The organism is uncultured Maribacter sp. (genome assembly GCF_963975365.1).
Taxonomy (GTDB): Bacteria; Bacteroidota; Bacteroidia; order Flavobacteriales; family Flavobacteriaceae; genus Maribacter.
The window spans coordinates 54,433-68,970 of record NZ_CAXBGF010000011.1 but is presented as its reverse complement, the minus strand read 5'-3'; the positions used below and the strand labels follow the sequence as shown (position 1 = coordinate 68,970).

The 14,538-nt window shown below is 33.6% G+C and carries 11 protein-coding genes; 7 read left to right on the top strand and 4 right to left on the bottom strand.

What is annotated here, in order from left to right; translation table 11 throughout:
• The first annotated feature begins 32 nt into the window (after positions 1 to 32).
• The 7 genes from nrfD to AACZ49_RS12890 all read left to right on the top strand — a co-directional run bounded on the left by nrfD (position 33) and on the right by AACZ49_RS12890 (position 8,213).
• The gene (gene nrfD / locus AACZ49_RS12920; protein WP_339655577.1) at positions 33 to 1,778 is read left to right on the top strand and encodes an NrfD/PsrC family molybdoenzyme membrane anchor subunit; all 1,746 of its coding nucleotides are present in this window, start codon (positions 33 to 35) and stop codon (positions 1,776 to 1,778) included.
• A gap of 2 nt (positions 1,779 to 1,780) precedes the next feature.
• On the top strand, positions 1,781 to 2,311 hold the full coding sequence (locus AACZ49_RS12915; protein WP_339655574.1) for a DUF3341 domain-containing protein: 531 nt from the start codon (positions 1,781 to 1,783) through the stop codon (positions 2,309 to 2,311).
• Positions 2,312 to 2,313: 2 nt separating this feature from the next.
• Positions 2,314 to 2,874 (top strand): cytochrome c, encoded by a 561-nt coding sequence (locus AACZ49_RS12910; protein ID WP_339655571.1) that lies wholly within the window; start codon positions 2,314 to 2,316, stop codon positions 2,872 to 2,874.
• Between the two features lie 15 nt (positions 2,875 to 2,889).
• Positions 2,890 to 4,224: a quinol:cytochrome C oxidoreductase gene (locus tag AACZ49_RS12905; RefSeq protein WP_339655569.1), complete on the top strand. Its 1,335-nt coding sequence runs from the start codon at positions 2,890 to 2,892 to the stop codon at positions 4,222 to 4,224.
• A 32-nt stretch (positions 4,225 to 4,256) separates the two neighbouring features.
• On the top strand, positions 4,257 to 5,360 hold the full coding sequence (locus AACZ49_RS12900; RefSeq protein WP_339655567.1) for a cytochrome c oxidase subunit II: 1,104 nt from the start codon (positions 4,257 to 4,259) through the stop codon (positions 5,358 to 5,360).
• 62 nt (positions 5,361 to 5,422) lie between these two features.
• Positions 5,423 to 7,255, top strand: coding sequence for a cbb3-type cytochrome c oxidase subunit I (locus tag AACZ49_RS12895; RefSeq protein WP_339655565.1), 1,833 nt, complete (start codon positions 5,423 to 5,425; stop codon positions 7,253 to 7,255).
• Between the two features lie 130 nt (positions 7,256 to 7,385).
• On the top strand, positions 7,386 to 8,213 hold the full coding sequence (locus tag AACZ49_RS12890; RefSeq protein WP_339655563.1) for a DUF2807 domain-containing protein: 828 nt from the start codon (positions 7,386 to 7,388) through the stop codon (positions 8,211 to 8,213).
• Between the two features lie 42 nt (positions 8,214 to 8,255).
• On the opposite strand, the gene AACZ49_RS12885 is transcribed toward AACZ49_RS12890, so the two are convergent.
• The 4 genes from AACZ49_RS12885 to AACZ49_RS12870 form a co-directional block, all read right to left on the bottom strand.
• Positions 8,256 to 10,919 carry a hypothetical protein gene (locus AACZ49_RS12885; RefSeq protein ID WP_339655560.1) on the bottom strand — a complete coding sequence of 888 codons (2,664 nt, stop codon included), beginning with the start codon at positions 10,917 to 10,919 and terminating at the stop codon, positions 8,256 to 8,258.
• Positions 10,920 to 10,947: 28 nt separating this feature from the next.
• Positions 10,948 to 11,700: a GLPGLI family protein gene (locus AACZ49_RS12880; protein WP_339655558.1), complete on the bottom strand. Its 753-nt coding sequence runs from the start codon at positions 11,698 to 11,700 to the stop codon at positions 10,948 to 10,950.
• A gap of 66 nt (positions 11,701 to 11,766) precedes the next feature.
• Positions 11,767 to 12,159 (bottom strand): hypothetical protein, encoded by a 393-nt coding sequence (locus AACZ49_RS12875; protein WP_339655555.1) that lies wholly within the window; start codon positions 12,157 to 12,159, stop codon positions 11,767 to 11,769.
• Positions 12,160 to 12,265: 106 nt separating this feature from the next.
• Complete coding sequence (locus AACZ49_RS12870) at positions 12,266 to 14,530, bottom strand: acyl-CoA dehydrogenase (RefSeq protein ID WP_339655552.1); 2,265 nt, start codon at positions 14,528 to 14,530, stop codon at positions 12,266 to 12,268.
• Between the last annotated feature and the right edge of the window lie 8 nt (positions 14,531 to 14,538).

Here is a 14,538-nt window from a genome sequence, read left to right as displayed (position 1 = left end):
TCAATAGTAGAAAGTAATTATAACAAAAGTCTATGGCGTCGCATTACGAAGCACCTATACGTAAACCTCTTGTAATTGGAGATAAAGGCTACCACGATGTAACAGTTGATATTGCTGCTCCTGTAGAGGGAAGAGCAAATAAGCATTGGTGGATAGTTTTTTCCATTGCCTTAGTGGCATTTCTTTGGGGGGTAGGTTGTATAATTTATACGGTCTCAACCGGTATCGGTACATGGGGTCTTAACAAAACCGTTAACTGGGCTTGGGACATTACCAACTTTGTTTGGTGGGTAGGTATTGGTCATGCTGGTACGTTAATTTCAGCGGTTCTTTTATTATTCCGTCAAAAATGGAGAATGGCCATTAACCGTTCTGCTGAGGCAATGACAATTTTCTCTGTTATTCAAGCAGGCCTTTTTCCTATTATACACATGGGTCGTCCTTGGTTAGCATATTGGGTATTGCCGATACCAAATCAATTTGGTTCATTATGGGTAAACTTTAATTCGCCATTACTTTGGGATGTATTTGCTATTTCAACATATCTATCCGTTTCTTTGGTGTTCTGGTGGACAGGATTGCTTCCGGATTTTGCAATGATTAGAGATAGAGCTGTTCTGCCTTTTCAGAAAAAAATATATAGCTTATTAAGTTTTGGATGGACAGGGCGTGCTAAAGATTGGCAACGATTTGAGGAGGTGTCTTTGGTGCTTGCTGGTTTAGCGACTCCATTAGTATTATCTGTTCATACTATTGTATCTTTTGACTTTGCTACCTCGGTTATACCTGGATGGCATACAACCATCTTTCCACCTTATTTCGTTGCTGGGGCTATTTTCTCAGGTTTCGCAATGGTGAACACATTATTGATTATAATGAGAAAGGTGTGTCATTTAGAAAATTATATAACTATTCAGCATATCGAATTAATGAACATCGTAATCATGCTTACCGGTTCTATTGTAGGTTGTGCCTACATTACCGAGTTGTTCATGGCATGGTATTCTGGTGTTGAATACGAACAATATGCATTCTTAAATAGAGCTACTGGTCCTTACTGGTGGGCATACTGGTCAATGATGACCTGTAATGTATTCTCTCCACAGTTTATGTGGTTTAAGAAACTTAGAACTAGTATCATGTTCTCTTTCTTTATTTCTATTGTTGTAAACATTGGAATGTGGTTCGAAAGATTTGTGATTATCGTAACGTCTTTGCATAGAGATTACTTGCCATCGTCTTGGACAATGTTCTCTCCAACATTTGTAGATATTGGTATTTTTATTGGGACAATTGGGTTCTTCTTTGTTTTATTTCTTTTATATGCAAGAACATTCCCTGTTATTGCTCAGGCAGAAGTAAAATCTATATTGAAGTCTTCTGGTGAAAAGTATAAAAAACTAAGGGATGCTGGTAAACCTTTATATCAAATATCAACTGCAAATACAATAGTAAAAGAAACGATTACTGATGATGTTATAATAGGTGAGGTTAATCCACCTGTAGACAACAAAGTTGGAATATCAGAATTATTAAGTGCTGTTGGTACTTTCGATGCTGCAATAGAGCAAGCTGATGATTTAAAGAAAGTAAAAGGTATTGGTCCTCAAATGGAAGCTACGTTAAACGATATTGGAATTTACACATTTGCACAAGTAGCTAGAATGACGGAAAGTGAATACAATTTGTTAGATTCAATTACAGGGTCTTTTCCAGGTAGAGCGCAACGTGACGACTGGGCAGGACAGGCAGCAATTTTATTAAATAACAAAAGATAATTATGGCATCTAAAGTTATACATGCTTTTTACGATGATGACGATGTGCTAATGCTTGCCGTTAAAAAGGTAAAGGCAGCTAAGCATCATATTGAAGAGGTATATTGTCCTTTTCCAGTACATGGATTGGATAAAGCTATGGGATTAGCACCAACAAGATTGGCAATAACTGCTTTTATATATGGTTGTGTTGGTCTTACAGTGGCAGTGTTAATGATGAATTACATCATGATAGAAGATTGGCCCCAAGATATTGGTGGCAAACCTAGCTTTAGTTATATCGAGAACATGCCGGCATTTGTGCCAATTATGTTTGAATTAACGGTATTTTTTGCAGCTCATTTAATGGTTATTACCTTCTATTTGAGAAGTAGATTATGGCCTTTTAAAGAAGCGGAAAATCCTGATGTAAGAACAACAGATGACCATTTTTTAATGGAGATTGAGATCCATGATAATGAACAGGAATTAAAAGATCTATTAATGGATACAGGAGCTGTTGAAATTAATGTGTCAGAAAAAAGCAGTCATTAAATATGAACAGTTTTAAGAAAATAGCAATACTATTTGCTTTAGCCGTATTGGTTACATCTTGTCAAAACGATAAGTCACGTAATTATCAATATATGCCTAATATGTACGAATCCGTTGGTTATGAGACTTATGGTGAGGCAGGTTTCTTGCCGAATCAATCAGAGGCCTTGTTACCTCCTGCCAATACAATCAATAGAGGTTGGTTGCCTTACGAAATTGAAAACTCTCCTGAGGGTAAGGAATTAGCTAGATTGCAAAGTAGTCCATTAGATTCTATTAATGTTAATGAGAATTTAGCTAAAGGAGGTCAGTTGTATACAATTTATTGTGCAATTTGTCACGGTGATAAAGGTGATGGTAAAGGAACCTTGGTAAAGCGTGAAAAGATATTGGGTGTTCCAAGTTATGCTGATCCAGTTAGGAATCTAACAGTAGGTTCTACATATTACACAATCCATTATGGATTAAATTCAATGGGTTCTTATGCGTCTCAAATGAATACAGAAGAGATGTGGCAAGTATCGGAGTATGTAATGCAATTGAAACAAGATTTAACCAAATAATAGGTAAACAATACTATGTATACGTTTTCAAATAGACTTAAAATAGCTTCCATTGTTCTAATGATTGTAGGTGCATTAGGAATCATAGGTGGATTTGTTATGGCTCCTGGAACTATAGCAGAGGCAAAGGACATGGTGGCAAGTCATGACAGTGGTCATGGTGATGCTCACGAAATTGAAGCTGAACATGTATCAAAAGAAAATGATCATGTTGCTGCTGATACCCATGGTGAAGAACATGATTCTTCTCATGATCAACATTTATTAGATCAATTAAAAAATAGGCCTTGGGCTGCATTATACGTAGCTGCTTTCTTTTTTATGATGATATCGTTAGGTGTTTTAGCGTTTTATGCTATTCAACGTGCTGCACAAGCAGGTTGGTCACCATTACTCTTTAGAGTTATGGAAGGGATAACATCTTATTTGGTTCCTGGGGGTATTATTGTTTTTGTTATTCTTTTGCTTTCAGTATTACATATGAATCACTTATTCATCTGGATGGATGCTGATGTAGTAGCGCATGATGCTTTATTGCAAGGTAAATCAGGATATTTGAACCCTACTTTTTTCTTAATTAGAGCGGCAATATTTTTAGCAGGTTGGATAGGATATAGAGAGTATTCTAGAAAATTGTCACTACGTCAAGATGAGTCCGACGATAACTCTAATTTTAAATTGAACTTTAGAATTTCTGCCGGTTTCTTGGTATTTTATTTAATATCAGAATCGATTATGTCTTGGGATTGGATTATGAGTGTTGAACCACATTGGTTTAGTACACTCTTTGGTTGGTACATTTTTGCTAGTATGTTCGTATCTGGTATTACGGTTATTGCAATGGTTACTATTTACTTAAAATCAAAAGGTCATTTACCAGACGTTAATAATAGTCATATTCATGATTTAGCAAAATTTATGTTCGGTATCAGTATTTTCTGGACATATCTATGGTTTTCACAATTTATGTTGATCTGGTACTCTAATATTCCAGAAGAGGTAACATATTATATCACAAGAATTGCCGACTATAAATTGCCTTTCTTTGGTATGGTAGCTATGAACTTTTTGTTTCCTGTACTTTTATTGATGAATAGTGATTTTAAAAGAATTAATTGGTTTGTTTTATTGACAGGTATAGTGATTCTTGCAGGACATTATATGGATATATTCAATGCTATTATGCCATCTACCGTTGGTAAGAACTGGTATATTGGGATTCCTGAAATTGGTTCCGTATTATTTTTTGCAGGGTTATTTATATTTTGGATTTTTAGAGCGCTTTCAACTGCTCCATTGCAACCTAAGAGAAACCCGTTTATTGAGGAAAGCAGACACTTTCATTATTAATAAATAAGTAAAGTATAACATTTATATATACGATGACGACATTTTTAACTTTAGCTGTTCTTGTTCTTGTAGCGATTGCCATTTGGCAGTTGACTAAAATATTTGAATTATCACAGCTTAAAACTACTCAGGATCAAATAGCTACAGATAGCGACAATAAGAATAACGGTTACATGTTATTCGCATTCTTAGTCTTTATATATGGAATAACCATTTTCAGTTTTTGGAAATATGGAAAATTCTTATTACCTGAAGCTGGATCGGCCCACGGTGAGGAATATGATTATTTAATGTTGGTATCGATGGTAATCATTTTTATTGTTCAAACCATCACACAAGCGCTATTACACTATTTTGGATATAAGTATAGTGGAAAAAAGGGGCAAAAGGCATTGTTTTATGCAGATAACGACCGTTTAGAATTTATCTGGACCATTATACCCGTTATAGTTTTGGCAGGTCTTATTTTATGGGGTCTGTATACTTGGACAGCTATAATGGATGTCAATGATGAAGATGATCCATTAATTGTGGAACTTTATGCCCAACAATTTAACTGGACAGCTAGATATGGTGGCAATGATAATGTTTTAGGTGGTGCTAATGTAAGAATGATAGATATTGATAAAGCTAATGTTCTGGGTTTAGATGAAGCAGATTCATATGCTCACGATGATGTTATTGTAAAGGAACTTCACTTACCAGTAGGGAGAAAGGTGAACTTTAAAATGCGTTCACAAGACGTTTTACATTCTGCTTATATGCCTCACTTTAGAGCGCAAATGAACTGTGTTCCTGGTATGATAACAGAATTTTCTTTTACTCCGATTTTCACAACTGAAGAGATGAGATTAAATCCAGATGTTGTTGATAAAGTAATAAGAACAAACAAAATACGCGCAGAAAAATCTGCCAATGGAGAAGAAGTTCTTGACCCATGGGAGTTTGATTATATTTTGCTTTGTAATAAAATTTGCGGAAAGTCTCATTACAACATGCAAATGAAGATTATAGTAGAATCAGAGGAAGATTATAATGAGTGGATGAAAGGTCAATCAACCTTTGCGGAAACAGTTATGAAAGATGATTCTCAACCCACATTTAGTACGGTAGATTCAGCACCAGTAGGCGAGTAATTCAATAGTACTCGTATAGAAAAAGGCTATAATAAGAAATTAATAAAATAAAGATTACGATTATGTCAGCAACAGCACATGCACATGTAGATGATCACGCACATGACGATCATGGACATCATCATCATAAAGAAACTTTTGTAACAAAGTATATCTTTAGTCAAGACCATAAAATGATTGCTAAACAATACCTAATTGTTGGTGTTTTGGTTATGGGTTTTATTGGTATTGCAATGTCAATATTGTTTAGAATGCAATTAGCTTGGCCAGGAGAGTCTTTCGCTATTTTCGAAACTCTTCTTGGTAAATGGGCCCCAGGTGGTGTTATGGATGCTGATGTATATTTGGCCTTGGTTACAATGCATGGTACTATAATGGTGTTTTTTGTACTTACTGCTGGTTTAAGTGGTACATTTAGTAATCTACTTATTCCTCTTCAAATTGGTGCTCGAGATATGGCATCTGGTTTCCTTAATATGGTTTCATTCTGGTTATTCTTTGTAGCCAGTGTTATAATGGTAATTTCATTATTTGTTGAGGCTGGTCCTGCAGCTGCAGGATGGACAATTTATCCTCCTCTAAGTGCATTGCCAATGGCTCAACCTGGTTCAGGTATGGGTATGACGCTTTGGCTAGTTTCAATGGCGATTTTCATTGCTTCCTCTTTATTGGGTTCTTTGAACTACATAGTTACTGTAATTAACCTTAGAACTAAAGGAATGTCTATGACTAGATTACCTTTGACAATTTGGGCTTTCTTTGTAACAGCTATTATTGGTGTGGTTTCTTTCCCTGTTTTATTATCTGCCGCTTTGTTGTTGATAATGGATAGAAGTTTTGGAACTTCATTTTTCCTTTCAGATATATTTATACAAGGAGAGGTTCTTCATTATCAAGGAGGTTCTCCGGTATTATACGAGCATTTATTTTGGTTCTTAGGTCACCCAGAGGTATACATTGTATTATTACCTGCTTTAGGTATTACCTCAGAGGTTATGTCAACAAATGCACGTAAACCTATTTTTGGTTACCGTGCAATGGTAGCTTCAATATTAGCTATCGCATTTCTTTCAACAATAGTTTGGGGACACCATATGTTTATCTCGGGTATGAATCCATTCTTGGGATCTGTATTTACTTTTACAACATTACTGATTGCAATACCATCTGCGGTAAAGGCATTTAACTATATAACAACTTTATGGAAGGGTAATTTGCAACTTAACCCTGCTATGTTATTCTCAATCGGTTTGGTATCTACTTTTATTAGTGGAGGTTTAACCGGTATTATATTAGGAGATAGTACTTTAGATATAAATGTTCATGACACCTATTTTGTAATTGCTCACTTTCACTTGGTAATGGGTATTTCAGCGTTATATGGTTTATTTGCAGGTGTATATCATTGGTTCCCTAAAATGTTTGAAGGGAAAATGATGAATAAGAACTTAGGTTATGTTCACTTTTGGGTAACAGCAATCTGTGCTTACGGCGTATTTTTCCCAATGCATTTTGTTGGTATGGCAGGGGTGCCAAGAAGATATTATGAGAATACAGCATTTCCAATGTTCGATGAGTTAACAGATATACAAGTATTAATGACAGTATTTGCAATCATAGCAGCTGTAGCACAATTGGTTTTCGTGGCAAACTTTATCTATAGTATATTCTACGGTAAGGTTGGGCCAAAAAATCCTTGGAAATCTAATACATTGGAATGGACTGCAGAACAGAAACATATTCATGGTAACTGGGATGGTGCAATTCCTGAAGTTCATAGATGGGCGTACGATTATAGTAAAGTTGATGAAAATGGAGAGTATATAATTCCAGGTCAGGATTTCGTTCCTCAAAATATTCCTTTACAGGAAGATGAAGAGGAAATGAATCATTAAAATATTCATTATTAAAAAGCCCAACTAGAATTAGTTGGGTTTTTTTTTTGGCTAACTTATTAAGATAATGCTAAGTTGTTTTTTTTATATAAAAAGCAATATCTTCATTTTTTAAATTAAAATAATGATTATGAAAAACTTTGCCCTTCTGTTGATTATTTCGGTTATTTCCTTTCAAATGTATTCACAACGTAAGCCAAAAATTAAGGGTAATAAAAATGTAATAGAAGTTAGAGAGGATTTAGAACCTTATACAGCTATAGAACTTTTAGATGATTTAGATATCGTACTTCAGAAATCTTCTCAAGAGGGTTACGCACTAGAATTAGATGATAATTTAGTAGATGTTCTCAAGTTTAAAGTAGAAAATGGTATTTTAAAAATATCATCCTTCTATAACATCACTTCTAAAAAAAAGCTTAATATCACTATTTTCTTTCAAGAATTAACCGCTGTAACGATGTTAAATGGAAAGATTAGTATGAAAGATGTCATTTCAACTGACCGTTTAAAGGTTCATACTTCTGGTACTTCTAGATTAGAATTAAATGCTACCGCTGACATTATTGATATCACTATGGAGGAAATTAGTTCTGGCGATTTTAATTTGGCTAGCGATTCTCTAAACGTTATTTTAAAGGATAGGATTGATGTAAAACTATATACTACAGGTGCCAACAACAGTATATATATGTATGAAAATGCTTCAGCTAAGGTTGAAGGCACTGCTGACTTCTTAATGGCTAAATTATATGGAAACAGTTCATTGAAAGCATCTGAGTTACAGACAAGCGATGTTCTTTTGGTTACAGAAGACTCACCTAATGCTGAAATTAGAGCTTTAGGTAATTTTCAATTAAGCTCAAGAGGAAATACTAAAACTAAGCTTTATGGCGATCCGAAGATTACAATTTCTGACTTTTTAGATACCTCTAGATTAGAAAAGGGAAATAACTAATTCGCAATCGGAGCGGTTAAATAAAGTATGTGTAAAACGGTTTCAATATTTAAAATTAACCGCAAATAAAATAAGTCTATCGAACAATGATTCAGATGTAATCGTTGTAGAAAAGTCAGTATTTTTAATGTTACCAATCTGACTTTGATTCAATAAATTTCTACCCTCCAAAATATATGAAATTGTCTTTTTGTTATTTTGATAGGTAATTGAACTGTTAAATGTCAAAGTATTGTTTTGGCTATTATTAAGGTTTGGAATTATATAATTTATATAGGTGTCTATCCTTAAATTATCGTTTGGTACATAAGTGATATCAAATTTATTCATTATTCCTTGGTTTATAAATCCTTGAAAGTTGGGTCTTGAAAATTTTGTTTGAGTATAAGTTAAATTATTTCCAAATAAGAATTTGCCTATAAAAGATGTCCCAATGGCTAAGTTGGTATTTAATAACTCCATTTTGTTATAACGCATCTCAGAACTATTAAGAAAATTTATATAATTAGAATTATTGTAAGAAGAGTTAAAACGAATTGTTGAACGTAATACACTTATATATTTGAGAAAGCTAAGATTCCATATCCGATTTTCTGATACGTTACCTTGTCCAATGTTGGTCACTATATTTATATAATTATTAATGTTATTTGATGAAAGATAGGTGTTGTGGTCTTTTTTATAGATAAAACTTAAACTAAGATTTGTATCCTTGATTAAATTATTATAGTTGTAAAAAAGACCTAAGGCATCCGAAGTTAGATTTTGAAAGTTCAATTCACTTTTTTCAATAATGCGATTAGAACGTAAAATAAAATTGGTGTAAAGAATTTCTTCATTAGGAATTTCGTTTAAATGTTCAAAGCTTGTTGTAAGGCTATTTCTTTTATTTAGTTCATATTTACTTCGTATTGAAGCATCTAAAAGTAATTTTGAATTATTTCGATTACTTGAAATCATTTCATCAAAGTAGTTGTAGGAATATAATTTTGCCGTTAGAATTGGTCTTAAACTGATGTTTGCTTGTTTAAAAATATAGTCAGCTGTAATTTCAGGTACAAAAACCTCATAGTCTATAATATTTTCAAAGGCTACGCTTTCATCAGTACTGGTTAACGTACTTATTAAACTATTTTTAAAATTTATTATCTTCATTTTTAAATTCAACTTATCATTTTCTCTAATTTTTTGATAGTAATTTGTTAAAAATTGTACCTGCTTCTTTTTGGAATGCACATTCTGTTCGTTATTCGTATCTGCAATAGGGGTATAAGAATTAAAATCAATTCCTGAGAAAAGGGTCAAGTATTCTGATTTTTCACTTAAAATCGCTAAACCCTCTATTTTGATTGCACGTTTTTCATCGATACGATGTGTATAAATTGTATTGTTTGACAGAAACAGTTCTTTGAAAATCGAATTTTCTTCTTGCTCTTGTTCGTTGCGAATACCCAATAATTGTTTTTCATTCTTTAGTTTGGATATTTTTATATTAGTGGACCAGGAATTTGAAGGGGAACTAAATTTTTGAAAATAAGCACTTGAATTAAAATATAGTGGTTTGATTAAATTTTTATTTTTTTCTTCGATTCGGAGGGGATTATTAGTATCATTTCCAATTAGAGTTAGTGAAGTTCTTTGTTCAAGAGATTGGTCAGAAAGTGCATCTAAATTCAAGCGTAAAGTTTCAGTGTCTGATAGTTTAGGAAGGAGGTTCAAACTGCCGAAGTACTCATTATTGGAAATACTATTATTGTCAGGAAATAAACCATTGTTGTGACCAATAAAGCTTGGTGCGTCTAGCCCATTAGAATGTTGCTCTCTCAACCTATCAATAAATTCCGTAGCATCAAAATTCGTATTTTCTAGGTCATTACCTATTGAGTTAAAAGATGCAATTCCAAATCCTTTAAGTGGTTTGGAGACCATAATAGCAGTTGTATTTGAGGAAAGTCGATTACCGTTGGCATAAGACAATTCGGCATCTCCCGAAAGTGATACCCCTTCACCAAATTTAAGGTTTAATGCAACTTGGTCATTTTCACTTAGCCCTTGCAATAAAGAATTCTCTTCAAAATTTTCGATGGCCTCAATACCTTTTATAAAGCTGGCATTTATCCTTTTTGTACCTATTGTGTAGTTTCCATCAAATAGGTTGTCACCGTCTATAAGAACCCTTTCCACATCTTTTCCTTTAAACTTCAATCTTCCGCTTTCATCTATTACAACTCCTGGTAGTTTTTTTAGAATTTCTTCTACAACTCGCTCTGTTCCATTCGTTAATTTTTCAAGATTGAATATTGTGGTATCGTTTCTTATTATTACTCTAGGGGTCGCTGTAATCTCATACTCCTGAAGTTCCTCAACCCGATTTTTTAGTTGAAAGTTTTCATTTAAAAACAGGTTGTTTTTATTTATAATAATAGGTTTAATAGCAGTTTCATGAACTAAAGATGAAGTTTCTAATAGAAGCCTGTCACTTTTGGTTTGAACTATTATTTTAAATCTTCCAAAATTATCGGTAACAGAGAAACCTATCACTAAATTTAAACTGTCAATAGATTTTAGAACTACATCAATATAAGGCACCGGGTGATTCTGTTCATTTGTAATCGTACCAGTAACCATAATTTCCTTCTGGGCTATGGCAATGGTACTGAATAGGAAAAAGAATACTAAAAAATAGAGATTACGTGATTTATGCATACTTTTTGTAAGTATGGTTTAAAATGATTCAATTATTGCCATTTTGTTCAATAATTATTTCCATTCTTAGACTTGGGCTAATCTTTGGCATACCCATAGACAATCTTTGACTGTTACTCAAAGATTGTGCTTGGCTAGTTACTCGGTTTTTAAAATCTTGCCAATTCTTAATAGCCAAATCTACAAAAATTTGCCAAGTGATGGTGTTTTCAACTTTGAAATAAGGATTCCCGATTGTACCACTAAAGCGTTCAAATTTAATGCTTTGCGCTTCTATTTTTATATTTTCATCATCCGTTGCTATGGCTAACATCGCGCCCGGAAGCCCATGAAATTTCCAAGGAGCAACTCTAAAGGGGATTTTAGAAGTGAAGTAGGCAAAATAGTTACGCCCCCTAAAAGAAACAGTTGCTTCTTGACATACGTAATTCAATATAGTCTTAGTATTACCTGTCAACTTCCATTTAAATTGATCTAAAGGTTCTTTGATAAAATATTTTTTATCGTCCAATTCTTCCTCAGATAATATTGAATCCTGGGTTTTATAATAATGTTTATAAAATGATGTAAGTTCTGCCTCAAAAGAATCCAGTTTTTTATTATATATGGTGCGGGTAAGAGTTGAAAGTGATTGATTACCATTACTTATGAGGCTTATTTTCATAGACTCTGGAAAGTAATCTTTAAAATAAAAGTCATATTCAATATTCAATATTCTTTCTTGTGAAAAAATATTAGTTATAACAATAAGAAATAGTAAAATAAAAAATTTATAATTCATTCGTACAATTAGGAAAAGAAGGCGTTAAAACGACCGTTTTAACGCCCAATTAAATAACTTTAAGAACTATGGCTTTGGTACATCTTCACAAACACCGCTATTATAAGTGCTATACGAACTATATCCAAAAGTTTTAGCATATTTTTTAGAAACACCACAAACTTGATTTCCCGTACAACCTGTACCACTGTATGCGCATCCATATTCAGTTAAAAGTACAAGATTCTCAATCATTTCCTTTTCATTGATATTACCATCCTTGCTTTCGGCAAATCGTTTATCAATTTCATTTTTAATAAGGTTTGAATAAAATTCTGTCAAAATAGCCTTTTTTTCTTCAAGGGTAGAACTATTTTTCTCGGTCTTGGTTAAATCAATAGGTGTGCTGTTTTTTACAGAAGTAAAGGAAACCAATGAAATAAATAAAAATACAATAATAAAATAATAAGGTTGTTTCATAATAGTGCAATTTAAATTAACAATATAATTCTTATAATTAGTGTAAGATATATATATTAATAATCATGTTAATAAATTGTTAATTATTCGATTTTTTGCTTGACAATCAATTAGCTATCGGAGCCTTCAAGCAATGGTCTGGTATACCAAAGCCATCTACCAGGCTATCTAAATGTGGTCTCATTTCTGTACAAAGTCTTTCAACGCGTTGTCGTATCGCTTTTGATTTAGAGCTTCCAATATAGCCTTGTTCTAAATACCAAGAAGCATCTTTTCTTATTTCAGAAAGAGCATAGAGTGTTCCTAATTTTTCAAAAAGAGCTTTATGATGTGGGTCTAAAATAGTGCTGTTGTGCTCTTTAAATGATTTATATGCAAGTTCGACGCTATATGCTTTGCCAAGTGTCATTAAGTGAGTTTGTACTTTAAGAAAGGCTTGGTAAGACGGTATTCCTTTTTTAATATAACCCCTAATTCTCATGGCTATAGTATAGGTTAATCTTCGTGTTCTATGTTCAAAAGCATGTACATGAAATTTCGGATTGTACAAATGGTCTTTGTCTGTTTTATTGGCGTATAGTGGGTTTATGTTTGATAGCTTATCGCTTATTTGTGAGCTCAATAATTTCAATACGGTGGAAAACCCAGCACTATTAAATTCTGCTTTAAAGTCAGAAAGAACTCCCTTTGCGGCTAGTTGAAGCAGAACATTATTGTCTCCTTCAAATGTGGTAAAAATATCAACATCGCCTTTTAAATCAGCAATACGGTTCTCTAAAAGATAACCTTTCCCTCCACATGCCTCTCTACATTCTTGTATAGTGTCGTTTGCATACCATGTAATAATCGATTTTAGTCCGGCAACTTGGGTTTCCACTTGCCTTTTGTCGGGTTGAGATTCATCGCAATAAACCTTCATCATTTTGTCTAAGGTAATATGGTAGACATAAGCACTTGCGACTAAAGGTGTTAAACGCAATTGATGCGATGGGTAATCCATTAGTAAATCTTCTTGAATTTTTACGCTATCATTAAACTGTCTTCTTTTTAATGCGTGTTTTATAGCTACAGTAAGTGCGAATTTCGCACCTCCTAATCCAGCTCTGGCCACGCAAATTCTTCCACCTACTAAGGTGCCTAACATGGTAAAAAATCTTTTATTCGGATTTTTTATTTCTGAATAATAATCTCCATTCGCAAGAATTGTTCCATATTTATTAAGCAAATTATCTTTAGGCACTGTAACCTGATTAAACCAAATTTTTCCATTGTCAACACCATTTAAACCAAGTTTGTAACCATTGTCCTCCACTTCAATTCCTGGTAGTAATTCATGGTTTTCATTTCTTAGTGGAACTAAAATTGCATGTACTCCTTGGTTTTTCCCATTGACTATTAGTTGAGCGAAAACCGATGCTATCTTAGAATGTATCGCATTACCTATATATTCTTTATTATCATTTTTTCCGGGAGTATGAATAACCAGAGTTTCTGTAGCATGGTTGTAAGTTGCTGTAGTTTTTATTCCCCGTACGTTAGAACCATGTCCTGTTTCTGTCATTGCAAAACACCCTAAAAGTTTGGCAGATCCAGTATCCGCAAGGTACTTGTCGTGGTGTTCTTTAGTTCCTAATTTCTGAATACTACCTCCAAAAAGACCAAATTGAACACCAAATTTTATGGCCAAGCTCCCATCAACGAACATCATGTTTTCGAAAATAGAGGCGTAACCTTCCATGTCGTTTGTGCCCCCATAGGTTTCTGGGTAAGCCATAGTGCCATAACCTTTATCTGCTAGAAATTCTACTTGCTTTAAAACATGATTTCTAAACTCTTCTTTATTTCTGCGTATCTCCCAAGAGAATATAGGGTCTTTTAACACTTGTCTAAAATTATCGACCACCTCCGCGTAATTACCCTTTAAAATGCTGTCAATTTCAATAGCAGAATATTGAGTCGAGTTTTTATCTACATCGATTTGAACATCAAATAAATGGTTGTAATGATTAGGTTGAATACCAAGATTGACTTCTATTTTTTGAATATGGTCATTCAATGCAATACCCTTGTGATAATGCGAAGCTACTTTCTGGCTAAATGCTGTTAAAGGGTAGGTCTCATGCTCTACCAGTTTAACACCACTGTTGGTAATGAGTTGTTTCCAAGATTTGAATACTTGATTTTTTGGCGGATTATTTACAGCTAACCATTTACGAAGTTGTTTTTTATCACTTTGGGTTAAAGTGCTGTCCTCAGCTATAGCATTTTCAACGACATTAATTTCAGATGCCGATAACAGGTCATCGGACCAAATAATATAAAATATGGCGATATATTGAAGAACTTCTGCAGTGTAATTTTCTTTTGTCATACTATGAA